The 12,881-nt window shown below is 73.6% G+C and carries 14 protein-coding genes; 7 read left to right on the forward strand and 7 right to left on the reverse strand.

What is annotated here, in order from left to right; genetic code table 11:
- Window positions 1-24: 24 nt before the first annotated feature.
- Window positions 25-708: a peptidyl-tRNA hydrolase gene (locus ABTY59_RS11800; RefSeq protein ID WP_352018748.1), complete on the reverse strand. Its 684-nt coding sequence runs from the start codon at window positions 706-708 to the stop codon at window positions 25-27.
- Window positions 709-779: 71 nt separating this feature from the next.
- Between ABTY59_RS11800 and ABTY59_RS11805 the strand changes: the two genes are divergently transcribed.
- From ABTY59_RS11805 to ABTY59_RS11815, 3 genes are read left to right on the forward strand one after another with little or no spacing between them, the layout of a single operon-like run.
- Window positions 780-1,457, forward strand: a complete 678-nt coding sequence (locus ABTY59_RS11805; protein ID WP_352018749.1) for an AIM24 family protein — start codon at window positions 780-782, stop codon at window positions 1,455-1,457.
- Window positions 1,454-2,527: an ATP-binding cassette domain-containing protein gene (locus ABTY59_RS11810; protein ID WP_502995354.1), complete on the forward strand. Its 1,074-nt coding sequence runs from the start codon at window positions 1,454-1,456 to the stop codon at window positions 2,525-2,527. The genes ABTY59_RS11805 and ABTY59_RS11810 overlap by 4 nt, the downstream gene beginning before the upstream one ends.
- Window positions 2,524-3,174, forward strand: a complete 651-nt coding sequence (locus ABTY59_RS11815; RefSeq protein ID WP_352018750.1) for an ABC transporter — start codon at window positions 2,524-2,526, stop codon at window positions 3,172-3,174. Before ABTY59_RS11810 ends, ABTY59_RS11815 begins: the two co-directional genes overlap by 4 nt.
- A gap of 7 nt (window positions 3,175-3,181) precedes the next feature.
- Here ABTY59_RS11815 and ABTY59_RS11820 read toward each other — a convergent pair whose 3' ends face one another.
- Complete coding sequence (locus tag ABTY59_RS11820) at window positions 3,182-4,087, reverse strand: polysaccharide deacetylase family protein (RefSeq protein WP_352018751.1); 906 nt, start codon at window positions 4,085-4,087, stop codon at window positions 3,182-3,184.
- Window positions 4,088-4,113: 26 nt separating this feature from the next.
- Window positions 4,114-4,311 carry a hypothetical protein gene (locus tag ABTY59_RS11825; RefSeq protein WP_352018752.1) on the reverse strand — a complete coding sequence of 66 codons (198 nt, stop codon included), beginning with the start codon at window positions 4,309-4,311 and terminating at the stop codon, window positions 4,114-4,116.
- 113 nt (window positions 4,312-4,424) lie between these two features.
- On the opposite strand from ABTY59_RS11825, the gene ABTY59_RS11830 reads away from it, so the two are divergent.
- A complete protein-coding gene (locus tag ABTY59_RS11830) occupies window positions 4,425-5,897 on the forward strand; it encodes a helix-turn-helix domain-containing protein (protein WP_352018753.1) in 1,473 nt (490 codons plus the stop codon).
- Here the strand turns inward: ABTY59_RS11830 and ABTY59_RS11835 are convergent.
- The 4 genes from ABTY59_RS11835 to zapE form a co-directional block, all read right to left on the reverse strand.
- Window positions 5,883-6,764 (reverse strand): PPK2 family polyphosphate kinase, encoded by an 882-nt coding sequence (locus tag ABTY59_RS11835; RefSeq protein ID WP_352018754.1) that lies wholly within the window; start codon window positions 6,762-6,764, stop codon window positions 5,883-5,885. The two genes, ABTY59_RS11830 and ABTY59_RS11835, sit on opposite strands and share 15 nt — an antisense overlap.
- A gap of 82 nt (window positions 6,765-6,846) precedes the next feature.
- Window positions 6,847-8,232 carry an alkaline phosphatase PhoX gene (locus ABTY59_RS11840; RefSeq protein WP_352018755.1) on the reverse strand — a complete coding sequence of 462 codons (1,386 nt, stop codon included), beginning with the start codon at window positions 8,230-8,232 and terminating at the stop codon, window positions 6,847-6,849.
- Window positions 8,233-8,396: 164 nt separating this feature from the next.
- Window positions 8,397-8,822, reverse strand: coding sequence for an OsmC family protein (locus ABTY59_RS11845; protein ID WP_352018756.1), 426 nt, complete (start codon window positions 8,820-8,822; stop codon window positions 8,397-8,399).
- A 34-nt stretch (window positions 8,823-8,856) separates the two neighbouring features.
- Complete coding sequence (gene zapE / locus ABTY59_RS11850; RefSeq protein WP_352018757.1) at window positions 8,857-9,942, reverse strand: cell division protein ZapE; 1,086 nt, start codon at window positions 9,940-9,942, stop codon at window positions 8,857-8,859.
- A 36-nt stretch (window positions 9,943-9,978) separates the two neighbouring features.
- Between zapE and ABTY59_RS11855 the strand changes: the two genes are divergently transcribed.
- The 3 genes from ABTY59_RS11855 to murC all read left to right on the forward strand — a co-directional run bounded on the left by ABTY59_RS11855 (window position 9,979) and on the right by murC (window position 12,873).
- Entirely contained in the window at window positions 9,979-10,740 is a 762-nt protein-coding gene (locus tag ABTY59_RS11855) for a pyrimidine reductase family protein (RefSeq protein ID WP_352018758.1), read from the forward strand.
- Between the two features lie 106 nt (window positions 10,741-10,846).
- Window positions 10,847-11,317 (forward strand): indole-3-glycerol phosphate synthase, encoded by a 471-nt coding sequence (locus ABTY59_RS11860; protein ID WP_352018759.1) that lies wholly within the window; start codon window positions 10,847-10,849, stop codon window positions 11,315-11,317.
- 164 nt (window positions 11,318-11,481) lie between these two features.
- Window positions 11,482-12,873, forward strand: coding sequence for a UDP-N-acetylmuramate--L-alanine ligase (gene murC / locus ABTY59_RS11865; RefSeq protein WP_352018760.1), 1,392 nt, complete (start codon window positions 11,482-11,484; stop codon window positions 12,871-12,873).
- Window positions 12,874-12,881 lie beyond the last annotated feature (8 nt).

Below are 12,881 nucleotides of genomic sequence, written 5' to 3' on the forward strand. Positions count from 1 at the left end.
CCCAGGAGGAGGACGTTCAGAGCTTCATTTGAGGTTCGGGAAGGAGGACACCACCGTGCACGAGCCCGGGGCGATCTCCGTGAAGCCCGCGTCGCGGACGACCGGGAGGCCGCTCGACGTCAGGGCCGCCCAGTCCCCGGCGCTCGCGGTCCGCACCGCGAGCGGGAAGCCGGCCTCCTGCCAGGCCTTCCGGTCGGCCTCCGGCATCGCCCACCACAGCAGCTGCGCCCCGTGGCCGGCCTGCGCCATCGCCTTGCCGGCCGACATGTCGAGCTCCGGGTTGAGCCAGAGGACCGCCGCCCCCTCCGCCACGGGGCCGGGCGCGGCCGGGTCGTCGAGGTCGGTGCCCGACACCTGGAGCTTCGCGAGCTCCTTGGGCCAGCCGTCGAGCGGGACCGGCGGGAAGACCCGCACCTCGGCCTGCGCGCCGGTGACCGTGAGGCCCGGCAGCGTGCCCGCGCGGCGCCATTCCGCGCCGCGCGCCCGGCGCACCACCTTGCGGATCCGGGCGTCCTGCCAGTCGGTGATCGCCTGGGCCCACTCGCCGTCGCCGAGGGACCGGTCGTCGGTGAGGATCTCCAGGACGGCCCTCGCCGCGGTCTCCAGGGCGTCGGTACGGCTCGGGGGCGCGTCGCGCTCGATCCGGACGACCAGGGGGAGGACGAACTGGGGCTTCTCGTCGCGGAGATCGGTCTCGTTGCTGCTCACCCGCCCAGTCTGCCACTGCCGTGACGGGCGAATCTTGTGGGAATCCTCCCCTCCGGGCCAGGATGCCCCTCATGAAGAGCGATCTTTTTGCGGGGGACCACCTCGCCGAGGCGGCGACCTTCCCGGGGATGACCCTGCAGAACGCCAAATCGGTCAAGTACACCGTCAACGGCGAGATGCACGCCCGCCAGGGTTCGATGGTCGCCTACCGCGGCGACCTCCAGTTCGAGCGCAAGGCCCAGGGCATCGGCGGCCTGCTCAAGCGGGCGGTCACGGGCGAGGGCCTGCCGCTGATGGCCGTGCGCGGGCAGGGCGAGGCCTGGTTCGCGCACGAGGCGCAGAACTGCTTCATCGTCGAGGTGGAGCAGGGCGAGGCCTTCACCGTCAACGGCCGCAACGTCCTCTGCTTCGACGCCACCCTCCACTACGAGATCAAGACCGTGAAGGGCGCCGGCATGACCGGCGGCGGCATCTTCAACTCGGTCTTCTCCGGCTACGGCAAGATCGCCCTGATGTGCGAGGGCAACCCGATCGTCATCCCCGTCACCCCGCAGGCCCCGGTGTACGTCGACACCGACGCCGTCGTCGGCTGGAGCGAGCAGCTCCACACCTCCCTGCACCGCTCGCAGTCCCTCGGCTCGATGATCCGCGGCGGCTCGGGCGAGGCGGTGCAGCTCAAGCTGGAGGGCCAGGGCTTCGTCGTCGTCCGGCCGAGCGAGCTGACCCCGCAGAAGCACTCCTCGAATTGAGGCTGGAGCGCGTCGGGCGGCGGCACGGCCCGCGCGGGCCGTGGGTGCTGCGGGAGGTCTCGCTCGACCTTCCGGCCGCCGCCCTCGTCCGGTTCGTCGGCTCGAACGGCTCCGGGAAGTCCACGCTGCTCCGGCTGCTCGCGGGCGTCGACGCGCCCACGGAGGGCCGGGTCACGGGGCGTCCGGCCCGTACCGCGTACGTCCCCGAACGCTTCCCCGTCGCCCTGCCGTTCACGGCCCTCGACTACCTCGTCCACCTGGGACGCGTCCAGGGCCTCGGCCGCGCGGTGGCGCGGGCCCGCGCGGGGGAGTGGCTGGAGCGCTTCGGGGCCGACGGGCACGCCGGGACCGGGCTCGCGGCGCTGTCCAAGGGCACGAGCCAGAAGGTCGCCGTCGCGCAGGCGTTCCTCGCCGATCCGGGGCTGCTCGTCCTCGACGAGGCCTGGACGGGTCTGGACACCGGCGCCCGCGCGGCACTGGACGGGGCCGTCCGCGAGCGCCTCGCGGCGGGCGCGACGGTCGTCTTCGTCGACCACGACCGCCACCGCCTGGCGGGCGAGGCGACGGCGGTGCACGCGGTGGGGGAGGGACGGGTGCGGGAGGCGGCACGTGAGCCCCGCCCGGGACCGGACGGGCCGCCCTTCCCCGGGCCCGCCGCGGCTCCCGTACGGATCGTCGCCTCGGGCGGTGCCCCGGGGCCCGGGCCTGAGGTCCTCGGCCCGCCCGCTGCGGCTCCCGTACGGATCGTCGCCTCGGGCGGTGCCCCGGGGCCCGGGCCTGAGGTCCTCGACCCGCCCGCCGCGGCTCCCGTAAGGATCGTCGCCTCGGGCGGTGCCCCGGGGCCCGGGCCTGAGGTCCTCGGCCCGCCCGCCGTGCCTCCCGTACGGATCGTCGCCTCCGGCGGACGCGCGCTGCCCGGGGTGCTGCCCGGCGGCCCCCTGACCGCCCCCGGGCCCGACGGCACGACGCTCCTCACCGTGGGCGCCGCCCACTCCGACGCCCTCCTGGGCGTGCTCCTCGCCGCCTCCTGGCACATCCACCACCTCGGCACCGAAGGCGTACGGGTATGACGGCGCTCCTGCGCTACCAGTCGGGTCTGCTGCTCCGCTCCCAGCGCTGGCTGGCGCCCCTGCTCCTCTACGTGGCCGTCATCGCCGTCGGCGTCCAGGCCGGCGAACCCGTCCTCGGCGCGCTCGGTCTCACCGCCGCCGCCCTGGTCCCGGTCTCCGCCTGGTCCGTACGGATCTGCCTCACCCAGGAGCCGCCCGCCGCCCGGAGCGTGGTCGCGGCGGCGGCCGGCCGGGGCCGCGCGCACCTCGCGGCCCTGCTCACCGGCGCCGTCTGGCCGGTCCTCGTCGGTACGGCCGCCGTCCTCGCGGTGACGGCGACCGGCGACCGGCGCGGGGTCGCCGCGCCCGCCGCCGTCTCCGCCGGGCTGCTCGCCGCCCTGGCCTGTGCCCTGACGGGCGCCGTGGTCGGGGCGCTGACCTCGCGGCCCTTCGTGCGGTCCACCGGCTGGTCCCTCGCGGCCCTCGTCCTCGGCTCCCTGCTGGCGCTGGTGACGACGGGTTCCCCGGCGAAGCACGCCATGACGGCCCTGGTCACCGGGGCCCGTACGGCGACCGCCCAGCCGCCCTGGCTCGCCTGCGGCGGCGCGCTGCTCCTCGCGGCGGGGGCGGCCGCGCTCGCGTCCCGGGCGACCGCGCGCCTGGAGTGAGACCGGGTCAGCGGCTCATGAGCTCCGACACCTTCACGAAGCGGTAGCCGCGGGCGCGCAGCTCGGGGACGATCCGGCGGATCGCCCGCTCGGTGACGGGCGCGGCGCTGCGGGTGCAGTGCATGACGACGAGGGACCCGGGCTTCACGCCGTCGAGGACCTGTTCGGCGACGGCGTCCGCGTCGTCGGCGAACGCGTCGCCGCTGACCACGTCCCACTGGACCGCGGTGACCCCGGCGGGGGCGAGGGCGCGCCGGGCCGCGTCGTCGTAGCAGCCGCCGGGGAAGCGGAAGTACGGCACGACGTTGACGGCCCCGGCGTCCCGGAAGGCGTCGAAGGCGCGCTGCACGTCGGAGGCCATGTCGGGGCCGGGGACGGTCGGCAGCCCGTAGCAGGGGGTCGCGAAGGCGTAGTGGCTGTAGGAGTGGTTGGCGATCTCGAAGCGCGGGTCGCCGCCGATGGACCTGGCCTGGTCGGGGTACTCCTCCGCCCAGCGGCCGGTCATGAACACGGTGGCGTCCACCTTGAGCCGGCGCAGGGTCGCGATCAGCCCGGGATTGTCGAAGTGCTCGCCGCGCGCGGCCCGGGGGCCCTGATCGGCCGTCATGTCGGCGTCGAAGGTGAGCGCGACGACCTTCTCGGCGCCCTTGGCGCGGTGGGTGTACACGGGGGTGAGGCCGCCGGGTCCGGGCGCCATGGTGGGCGGGGCGGCGGGGACGCGCGCGGGCTTCGGGCCGGGGGCGGCGGCGCTGGCCCTGGGCGCGGGGGCGGTCGCGCCGGCCCTGGGCGCGGGGGTTCCGGCGACGGTCACCCCGGCCTTCGGCGCCGGCGGCGCGGCCGGGTCGGTGCCGCAGCCGACGAGGGCGGCGCCCAGGAGACCGAGCGCCGCCGTTTTTCGTACAGAACTGTTCACGATCGGAAGTTATCTGATCAAAGTCCTTAACGCTCGCGACTCGACAGCAGCAGCACCCGAGTCCACGCGCTGAGCTGACGCACCATCGCCTGGGCGTGCGCGGCCCGGTCCCGCCGGAAGGGCAGGACGAGCAGCGCGGGCACGAAGGCGAGGGTCACGAGGAGCAGGGGCAGGGTGGCGACGAGGACGATCAGGGCGCGCTGGGCCCAGCGGAGGGTACGCATGAGGCTTCCTCGGGGTGGTGGCGGGAACGGACCCCCACCGTCGGCGCCACCCGGTACGTTGCGAAAGCCGCAACCGTTGCCGGTGCCGCGGCAACGCTCCGGGGGAGGGTGAGATGACCGAAGTGGCCCGTACGCAAGGGAGCTCGGCGGCGGTCGAGCGGGGCGAGGTCCCGGAGGCCGCGGCCCTCGGCAACGTGTTGAAGGGGCTGTTCACCAGGCTGGGCATCAGCCAGAACCAGTACGCGTACCGCGTGCACCTCGACAAGTCCGCCGTCTCGCGCTACCTCTCCGGGCGCCGCGTCGCGCCGCAGGACTTCATCGACCGGCTCGTGCGGGAGGTCGAGGAGCACGCCGGTGCCCCGCTCCGCCTGGAGGCCAAGGACTCCCTGCGCGGGCAGCGGCTGGAGGCGCTGCGGGTCTGCAGTCCGGACGAGTTCCGGCTGGAGAGCCTGCGGGACGAGCTGGCGCGGTCACGGCGGGACACGGAGCGGGCCCACCGCACCATCGAGGCGCTGCACGCGCTGCTCGACAAGAAGGAGGCGGAGGCGCGGGACGTCACGGACGAGCTCACGCGCCTCCGCCTCGACTGGGGCGCGGAGCGCGCCGCCCTCGCCCGCGCCCGCGAGGAGCTCCTGCGCGAGGTCGAGCGCCTCGGGGAGGACCTGACGGACGCCGAACACCTCCGCGCGGAGGCGGAACGCCACGGCGAGGAGCTGAGGGAGACGGTGCTGCGCCTGGAGGAGGAGCTGTCGCGGCACGGATCCGGCGACCTCCCGCTGGAGGCGTTCAAGGACCGGCTGCGGGAGATGTGGGAGGAGGAGATGCTCCCGGAGGCGTCACGGGAACTGACCGAGGCGGCCTGGTCGCGCTCCCTGGAGGACGTGGTGCACCTGACGCACTGGCTGGGGGAGGAGGCGGAATCCTTCGCGAGGGACGTCGCCCGGTTGAGGCCGCTGGAGGACGTGCTGGCCTTCGCCTCGCTGATGGCGCCGCCAGAGGCGGTTCGGCTCGGTTCTTCGTGGAAGCTCGCGGTGGCGGCGAGGGTCACGCCGGGCAACGCGCACGCCGTTCTTCAGGCCATGGGTGACGAGGCGGGCGGTGAGTTGATCGTCGAGGCGGTGCGCCGCATGCGCAGCCACCGGAACGCCGCCGCCCTCGTGTCGGTGGTCCTGTCGGACGTCGAGTCCATGGCGGTTCTGCCGAACCTGAGCATCGCCCTCGCGACGCGTCCCGGCGACCCGTACGGGCTGCGGATGTCGGTCGAACTGGTGGCTGCCCGGAGAGTCGACGTCGCGGCGGACTTGTTGGCGGGCGCCATGAAATGGCGTCCACGGGGCGGCTTCGTGAGGTACGTGGAGGACATGGACGACGTCGACGTGGATGCCCTCTTCGACCTGGTCATGTCGAGCGACCGACACACGGTGGTCGAGTTCGCGGCCCATCTCGCCCATACCGACGAGAGCCCCATGTGCCGCAGGTTCCTCGCCGCCCTGGCCGACCGGGGCATGCTCGACCACGTCCACGGCTCGGCACACCCGCCGCTGCGCCAGGCGGTCACCCGCTGGCGCAGCTCACGAGGCCAGTAGCCGCGCCCGGCACTCCTCGACGTCGAAGTCTCCCGGCGGGTACGTCGGGTCCAGGGCCTCCAGGTGTTCCAGGAGCAGCTTGCTGATCGCCCAGTTGCGGTACCACTTGCGGTCCGCCGGGACCAGGTACCAGGGGGCCCCGTCCGTCGCGCAGCGTTCGAGGGCGAGTTCGTACGCGTGCCGGTACGCCGGCCACAGCGCCCGCTCCTCGATGTCGCCCGCGTTGAACTTCCAGTGCTTGTCGGGGTTGTCCAGGCGCTCCAGGAGCCGGGCGCGCTGCTCCTCGTACGAGAGGTGCAGGAAGACCTTGACGACGGTCACCCCGTCCTCGACGAGGGACTCCTCGAAGCGGTTGATCTGGTCGTAGCGGCGGCCGAGCTGCCGGCGCGGGACCAGGTCGCGGACCCGGGCGATGAGGACGTCCTCGTAGTGCGAGCGGTCGAAGATGCCGATCTCGCCCGGCTGCGGGAGCGCCCGCATGATCCGCCACAGGAACGGATGGTTCCGCTCCTCGGTCGTCGGGGCCTTGAAGGCGCGGATCCGGCAGCCGGACGGGTTGAACAGGCCGATGACGTGCTTGACCGTGCCGCCCTTGCCGCTGGTGTCCATGCCCTGGAGGACGAGCAGCAGCCGCCGCCGGTCGCCCGCGGTGCTCGCCGCGTACAGCCGTTCCTGGAGGCCGGCGAGGCGCGGCCCGAGCGCGGCGGTGGCCGAAAGGCCCGCCGCCTTGTCGGTGGGACCGGCGGGCGTCGCGCGGGCGTCGTACGCGGTGAGGTCGACCCGCTGGCCCCCGGGGACGCGCAGGACGTCCCGCAGGGACGGCTCCGGACCCGTCCGCTTCCGCTTCCCGTCGTCCTTCTTCGGCACCTCGGGCCCCTTCCGCCGCAGGGTCGTCCTCCTTCCCCGATCCTGCGACGGAAACCGGCCGCCCGCACGCGGTCGGCTCAGTTCAGCACCACGGGCCCGTCACCGCGAAGGTCGTCCCGGGCGTGTAGCAGTTGACGTACATCGTGCTCCGGTCCGGGGAGAAGGTGACGCCCGCGAACTCGCCCCACTCCGGGGCCTCCGGCGTCCCGCCCGTCGCGGCAGCGGCCGATGTCAGGGCCTGGGCGTTCCGCGCGACCGCGTACACCTCGCCCCGCGCGCTCACCCCGAAGACGTGCTGGGCCCCCGAGCCGTCCTCGCAGACCATCAGGCCGCCGGTGGGCGCCAGACAGATGTTGTCCGGGGACTCGCCCGGCAGCCGGACGTCGGTGCTCGGGCCGAAGACCACGACGAGGGTGAGCCGCCGCCGGTGCGGCTCGTACTTCCAGACCTGGCCGAAGTGCGTGGCCGCCGAGCCGTCCTTGGCCCGGGCGAAGGAGGACACGAAGTAGACGGCCCGCCCGCCCCAGTAGCAGCCCTCCAGCTTCTGGGCGTGCGTGATGCCCCGGGGCCCGAAGTCCTGGTGCCGGATCGGGGTCTCGCGCGCCAGGGGGTCCGGTACGGGGACCCACTCGATGCCGTCGAAGCGGGTGCCGGTCTCCTGGACGACGGAGAGGTCGGGCACGCCGGGCACCCGCATGGCCTCCAGGGTGCCGCCCGCGCGCAGCGAGCCGGTGCCGCCGAGCGGCTTGTGGGGGAGGAAGCGGTAGAAGAGGCCGAAGGGACGCTCGAAGGCGTCCTCCGTCTCGTACACGATGCCGCTCGTCGGGTCGACGGCGATCGCCTCGTGCTGGAAGCGGCCCATCGCGGTGAGCGGAACGGCTCCGGTGCGGTGCGGGTCGGCGCCGTCGACCTCGAAGATGAAGCCGTGGTCCTTGGTGTAGCCGTTGGTGCCGGCCCGGTCCTCGGTCTCCTCGCAGGTCAGCCAGGTGTTCCAGGGAGTGGGGCCGCCCGCGCAGTTGACGGCGGTGCCGGCGATGGCGACCCGTTCGCCGAGGACGTGGTTGCGGCCGTCGAGTTCGAGGACCGTGCAGCCGCCCTTGCCGGCCGGGTCGTAGGTGAGGCCGGGGACGGTGGGGACGGCGATCTTCCCGGTGACCCGGTTCTCGTGGTTGCGCACGAGGTGCACCCGGCCGCGGCGGCCGGCGAAGGCGCCCATGCCGTCGTGGTTGCCGGGCACGAGGCCCTCGCCGGAGCGGAGCGGGTCGCCCTGCCGGGAGAGGACCCGGTAGCGGAAGCCGGCGGGGAGGTCGAGGAGGCCGTCCGGGTCGGGGACGAGGGGGCCGTAGCCGGCCGTCCGGGGCGCGGCGCTCGCGCTGCCGGCGAAGAGTTCGGCGAGGGCCCCGGTGAAGGCGATCCCGGCGGCGGTGGCGCCGGTGCGGGAGAGGATCTGACGTCGTGTCGCGGACATGAGGCAACCCACATTTCCTGTTGGGGGTCCCCCCGGGCCGCGGGGCCGAGGGGGAGGACAGGTGTGAAGTGACGTGTGACCCGCATGTGTGTATCACGCAAGGGGGTGACGGGTGAACCATGCGGGCCGCAACGGCCTCGTGTGGCGCGGAGACTGACCTGCCGTCAGGCGAGCTTGGCGTCGAGCGTGATGGTGGTGCCCGTGAGCGCCTGGCTCACCGGGCAGTTCTTCTTCGCGTCCTCGGCGAGCTCCTGGAAGCGGGCCGCGTCCAGGCCGGGGACCTCGCCGACCACGGTCAGGTGGATGCCGGTGATGCCCTTGCCCGGCTGGAAGGTCACGTCGGCCTTGGTCTCCAGGCGGGTCGGCGGGTGCTCGGCGCCGGCCAGGCCGTTCGACAGGGCCATCGAGTAGCAGGAGGAGTGCGCGGCGGCGATGAGCTCCTCGGGGCTGGTCTTGCCGTTCGGCTCCTCCGAGCGGGCGGGCCAGGAGACGTCGTACGAGCCGAGGCCGGAGGAATCGAGGGTGACGACGCCGGAGCCCTTGAGGAGGTCGCCCTGCCAGACGGTGTGGGCGTGACGCACGGTGGCCATGGTGGATCCCTTTCGATCGGGTACGGCCCCCAAGCTACTGCGCCACGAGCCCCTTCGCGTCGCGGGCGAGCGCGGTGAGCCGGGAGATCGCCCGGAAGTACTTCTTGCGGTAGCCGCCGTTCAGCATCTCGTCGCTGAAGAGCCCGTCGAAGGGGAGACCGGAGGCGAGCACGGGTATCTCGCGGTCGTAGAGGCGGTCCGCGAGGACGACGAGCCGCAGCGCCGTCGACTGGTCGGGGACCGGCTGGACGTCGGTGAGGCAGACCGCGGAGAGGTCGTCCGTGAGGGCGCCGTACCGGCTGGGGTGGACCCTGGCCAGGTGTTCGAGCAGGTGCGGGAAGTCGTCGAGGGAGGCGCCCGGCGTCGCGTACGCGGTCTCGGTGACCACCTGGTCGGAGTACGGGGCCGGGGCCTCGGGCAGCCCGCGGTGGCGGTAGTCCTCGCCGTCGATCCGCAGCGGCAGGAAGTGGGCGGAGAGGCCCTGGATCTCGCGCAGGAAGTCGGCGGCGGCGAAGCGGCCCTCGCCGAGCTTGCCCGGCAGCGTGTTCGAGGTGGCGGCGAGCGCCACGCCCGACTCGACGAGCTTGCCGAGGAGGCTGGAGACGAGGACGGTGTCGCCCGGGTCGTCGAGCTCGAACTCGTCGATGCAGAGGAGGCGGTGTCCGCTGAGCGTCCGCACGGTCTGCTGGAAGCCGAGCGCGCCGACCAGATTGGTCAGCTCGACGAAGGTGCCGAATGCTTTCAGCGCGGGCTCCGCGGGGGTCGCGTGCCACAGCGAGGCCAGCAGGTGGGTCTTGCCGACGCCGTACCCGCCGTCCAGGTAGACCCCGCGCGGGCCGCTCGGGGCGGCCGGCTTCTTCGCGAACCAGCGGCGCTTGCCGGCGCCGGTGGCGTGCGCCCCGCCGAGGCCCTCGGCGAAGCCGCTCAGCGTCTTGACGGCGTCCGTCTGGCTCGGCTGGTTCGGGTCGGGGAGGTACGTGTCGAAGCGGACGGAGTCGAAGCGCGGCGGCGGCACCATCTCCGCGACGAGGCGGTCGGCGGGGACGTGGGGCTCTCGCGAGCAGAGCGAGAGCGGGGCCGCTTCGGGAGAAGCCGCTTCGGTGAGGGCACGGGTCGACACAGTTCCCCACTGTAAGCGCCATGTCAGACTTCGATCATGCGCCAGCTCTTCCCTGTGACGGACATGACAGCCCCCGCCGACCAGGAATGGTCGCTCGACGCCCTCGCCGACGCCTACGCGTATCCGGAGGGCGACCGCCCGTGGCTGCGGGCCAACATGGTCTCCTCGCTCGACGGCGCCGGCCAGCACGAGGGGCGCTCCCAGCCGCTCTCCTCCGAGACGGACATGCGGATCTTCGGCACCCTCCGCTCGATCGCCGACGTGGTCGTGGTGGGTGCGGAGACGGTCCGCTCGGAGGGCTACCGCCCGGCCCGCGCGCGTGAGGCCTTCGCGGCCCGCCGCGCCGCCGCCGGGCAGGGCCCGGCCCCCGTGATCGCCGTGGTCAGCGCCTCCCTCGACCTGGACTTCTCGCTGCCCCTGTTCACCGAGCCGCTGGTGCCCACCCTGGTCCTCACCGGCAGCGGGGCGCCCCCCGAGCGGATCGCGGCCGCGCGGGAGGCCGGGGCGGAGGTGCTCTTCGCGGGCGACGGGGCCCGGGTGGTCCCGGCCCGCGCGACGGCGGTGCTCGCCGAGCGCGGGCTGCGCCGTCAGCTGACCGAGGGCGGGCCCCGGCTGCTCGGGCAGTTCGTGGGGGCGGGCGTCCTCGACGAGCTGTGCCTGACGGTCTCGCCGACGATGACGGCGGGCGACGCCCAGCGGATCGCCGGCGGCCCCGCGGTGGCCGTCCCGACACGCTTCCAGGTGGCTTCCGTGCTGGAGCAGGACGGGTTCCTCTTCACCCGCTACCGTCGGATCTGACAATCGGCGGAATTTGTCGTTCCGCTTAGCGTCCGCTGGGCACACTTACTGTCGCAGACCCCGTGCGGGCACGGGGAAGGATGGTTTCCGCAGAAGGGCTCCTGAGGTGTTCACAAGCGTTCTGATGATCGAGAAGCCCCTCACGTCCGTCGACGTGGAATTCGTCACCACCCTGCACGGCGACGAGGGCGTGTCCTTCATCGTCCTCATGCAGCCGCGTGGTGACCAGGCCGATGTACTGCTGCGCGCCATCGACGACGTCGCCATGGGCGAGCTCAAGGAAGCGAGGCGCGAGGGCGACGAACCGGAGGGCAAGGAGGCCAGGGGCCTCGCCGAGCAGGGCCTGGAGGTCTCGCTCAAGGCCCTGAGAAACGCCGGCTGCGAGGCGGTCGGCCAGGTCGTCGAGGACCACCCGCTCGACAAGATGAAGTCGGTGGTCGACGAGGCGGAGGCGGACGAGGTGATCGTCCTCACCGCCCCGCACTACGTGGAGGAGTTCTTCCACCGCGACTGGGCCTCCCGGGCCCGCCACAAGGTCGGGGTCCCCGTCCTGAAGCTCTTCGCCCACAGCGAGTGACCGGAGGGCAGGGTCCGCGCCCCACGGGGCGCGGACCCGGCCGCGCTCGTCGGCGGCCGGACCCCGGGCCGCGGCCCGGGCCCGCTCGCGCCGACCTCCGGCCCCCCGCCCGGAACCACTAGGCTGGGGCCTTCCAGAACCACGCACCCCGGGGAGAGATCCGCATGGCACCCGCCATCCCTGCCGCCATGGAACGGCCGCACTTCATCGGCATCGGCGGTGCCGGAATGTCGGGCATCGCGAAGATCCTCGCCCAGCGCGGCGCCAAGGTCGCCGGGAGCGACGCCAGGGAGTCCGCGACCGCCGAGTCGCTGCGCGCCCTGGGCGCCACCGTGCACATCGGCCACGCCGCCGAGCACCTCGCCGACGACGCCTCCGCCGTCGTCGTCTCCAGCGCGATCCGCGCCGACAACCCCGAGCTGGCCCGCGCCGCCGAGCTCGGCATCCCCGTCGTGCACCGCTCCGACGCGCTCGCCTCCCTCATGGACGGCCTGCGCGCGATCGCCGTCGCCGGCACGCACGGCAAGACGACCACCACCTCCATGCTGGCCGTCGCCCTCACCGAGCTCGGCCTCGACCCCTCGTACGCCATCGGCGGCGACCTCGCGGGCCCCGGCACGAACGCCCTGCACGGCGCCGGAGAGGTCTTCGTCGCCGAGGCCGACGAGAGCGACCGCAGCTTCCAGAAGTACGACCCCGAGGTCGCCATCGTCCTCAACGTCGAACTGGACCACCACGCGAACTACGCCTCCATGGACGAGATCTACGAGTCCTTCGAGGCCTTCACCGCCAAGATCCGCCCCGGCGGCACCCTGGTCGTCGGCGAGCACGCGGGCGCCCGCGAGCTGGCCCGCCGTGTCGCGGACCGCGAGGGCCTGGACATCGTCACGGTCGGCGAGTCCGAGGACTCCGACGCCCGCATCCTGAAGATCGTCCCGAACGGGATGAAGAGCGAGGTCACGGTCCTCCTCGACGGCGTCGAGCACACCTTCACCGTCTCCGTCCCCGGCCGCCACTACGCCCACAACGCCGCCGCGGCCCTCGCCGCCGGCGCCCGCGTCGGCATCGACCCGGCCGAGCTCGCGCAGGCCCTGACGGCCTACACCGGCGTCGGCCGCCGCCTCCAGCTCAAGGGCGAGGCCAAGGGCGTCCAGGTCATCGACTCGTACGCGCACCACCCCACCGAGATGACCGCCGACCTGGAGGCCATGCGCGGCGCCGCCGGCGCCTCCCGCCTCCTCGTCGTCTTCCAGCCGCACCTCTTCTCCCGCACCCAGGAGCTGGGCAAGGAGATGGGCGACGCGCTGGCCCTCGCGGACGCCTCCGTCGTCCTCGACATCTACCCGGCCCGCGAGGACCCGATCCCCGGCATCACCAGCGAGCTGATCATCGCCGCGGCCCGTGCCGCCGGCGCCGACGTGACCCCCGTCCACGACAAGGACACGGTCCCGGACGTCGTCGCGGGAATGGCGGGCCCCGGCGACCTCGTTCTCACCATGGGCGCGGGCGACGTCACGGACCTCGGTCCGAAGATCCTCGCCCGCCTGTCGGGCTGAGCGTCGGC

This window comes from Streptomyces sp. NPDC096079, from assembly GCF_040303145.1.
Classification (GTDB): domain Bacteria; phylum Actinomycetota; class Actinomycetes; order Streptomycetales; family Streptomycetaceae; genus Streptomyces.

Excerpts from the sequence above, each read along its gene's own strand:
- ABTY59_RS11825 (WP_352018752.1), bottom strand. The coding sequence starts at position 4,311 with ATGCGTACCCTCCGCTGGGCCCAGCGCGCCCTGATCGTCCTCGTCGCC.
- ABTY59_RS11815 (WP_352018750.1), top strand. The coding sequence starts at position 2,524 with ATGACGGCGCTCCTGCGCTACCAGTCGGGTCTGCTGCTCCGCTCCCAG.
- ABTY59_RS11855 (WP_352018758.1), top strand. The coding sequence starts at position 9,979 with ATGCGCCAGCTCTTCCCTGTGACGGACATGACAGCCCCCGCCGACCAG.
- ABTY59_RS11805 (WP_352018749.1), top strand. The coding sequence starts at position 780 with ATGAAGAGCGATCTTTTTGCGGGGGACCACCTCGCCGAGGCGGCGACC.
- ABTY59_RS11840 (WP_352018755.1), bottom strand. The coding sequence starts at position 8,232 with ATGTCCGCGACACGACGTCAGATCCTCTCCCGCACCGGCGCCACCGCC.
- ABTY59_RS11830 (WP_352018753.1), top strand. The coding sequence starts at position 4,425 with ATGACCGAAGTGGCCCGTACGCAAGGGAGCTCGGCGGCGGTCGAGCGG.
- ABTY59_RS11845 (WP_352018756.1), bottom strand. The coding sequence starts at position 8,822 with ATGGCCACCGTGCGTCACGCCCACACCGTCTGGCAGGGCGACCTCCTC.
- murC (WP_352018760.1), top strand. The coding sequence starts at position 11,482 with ATGGCACCCGCCATCCCTGCCGCCATGGAACGGCCGCACTTCATCGGC.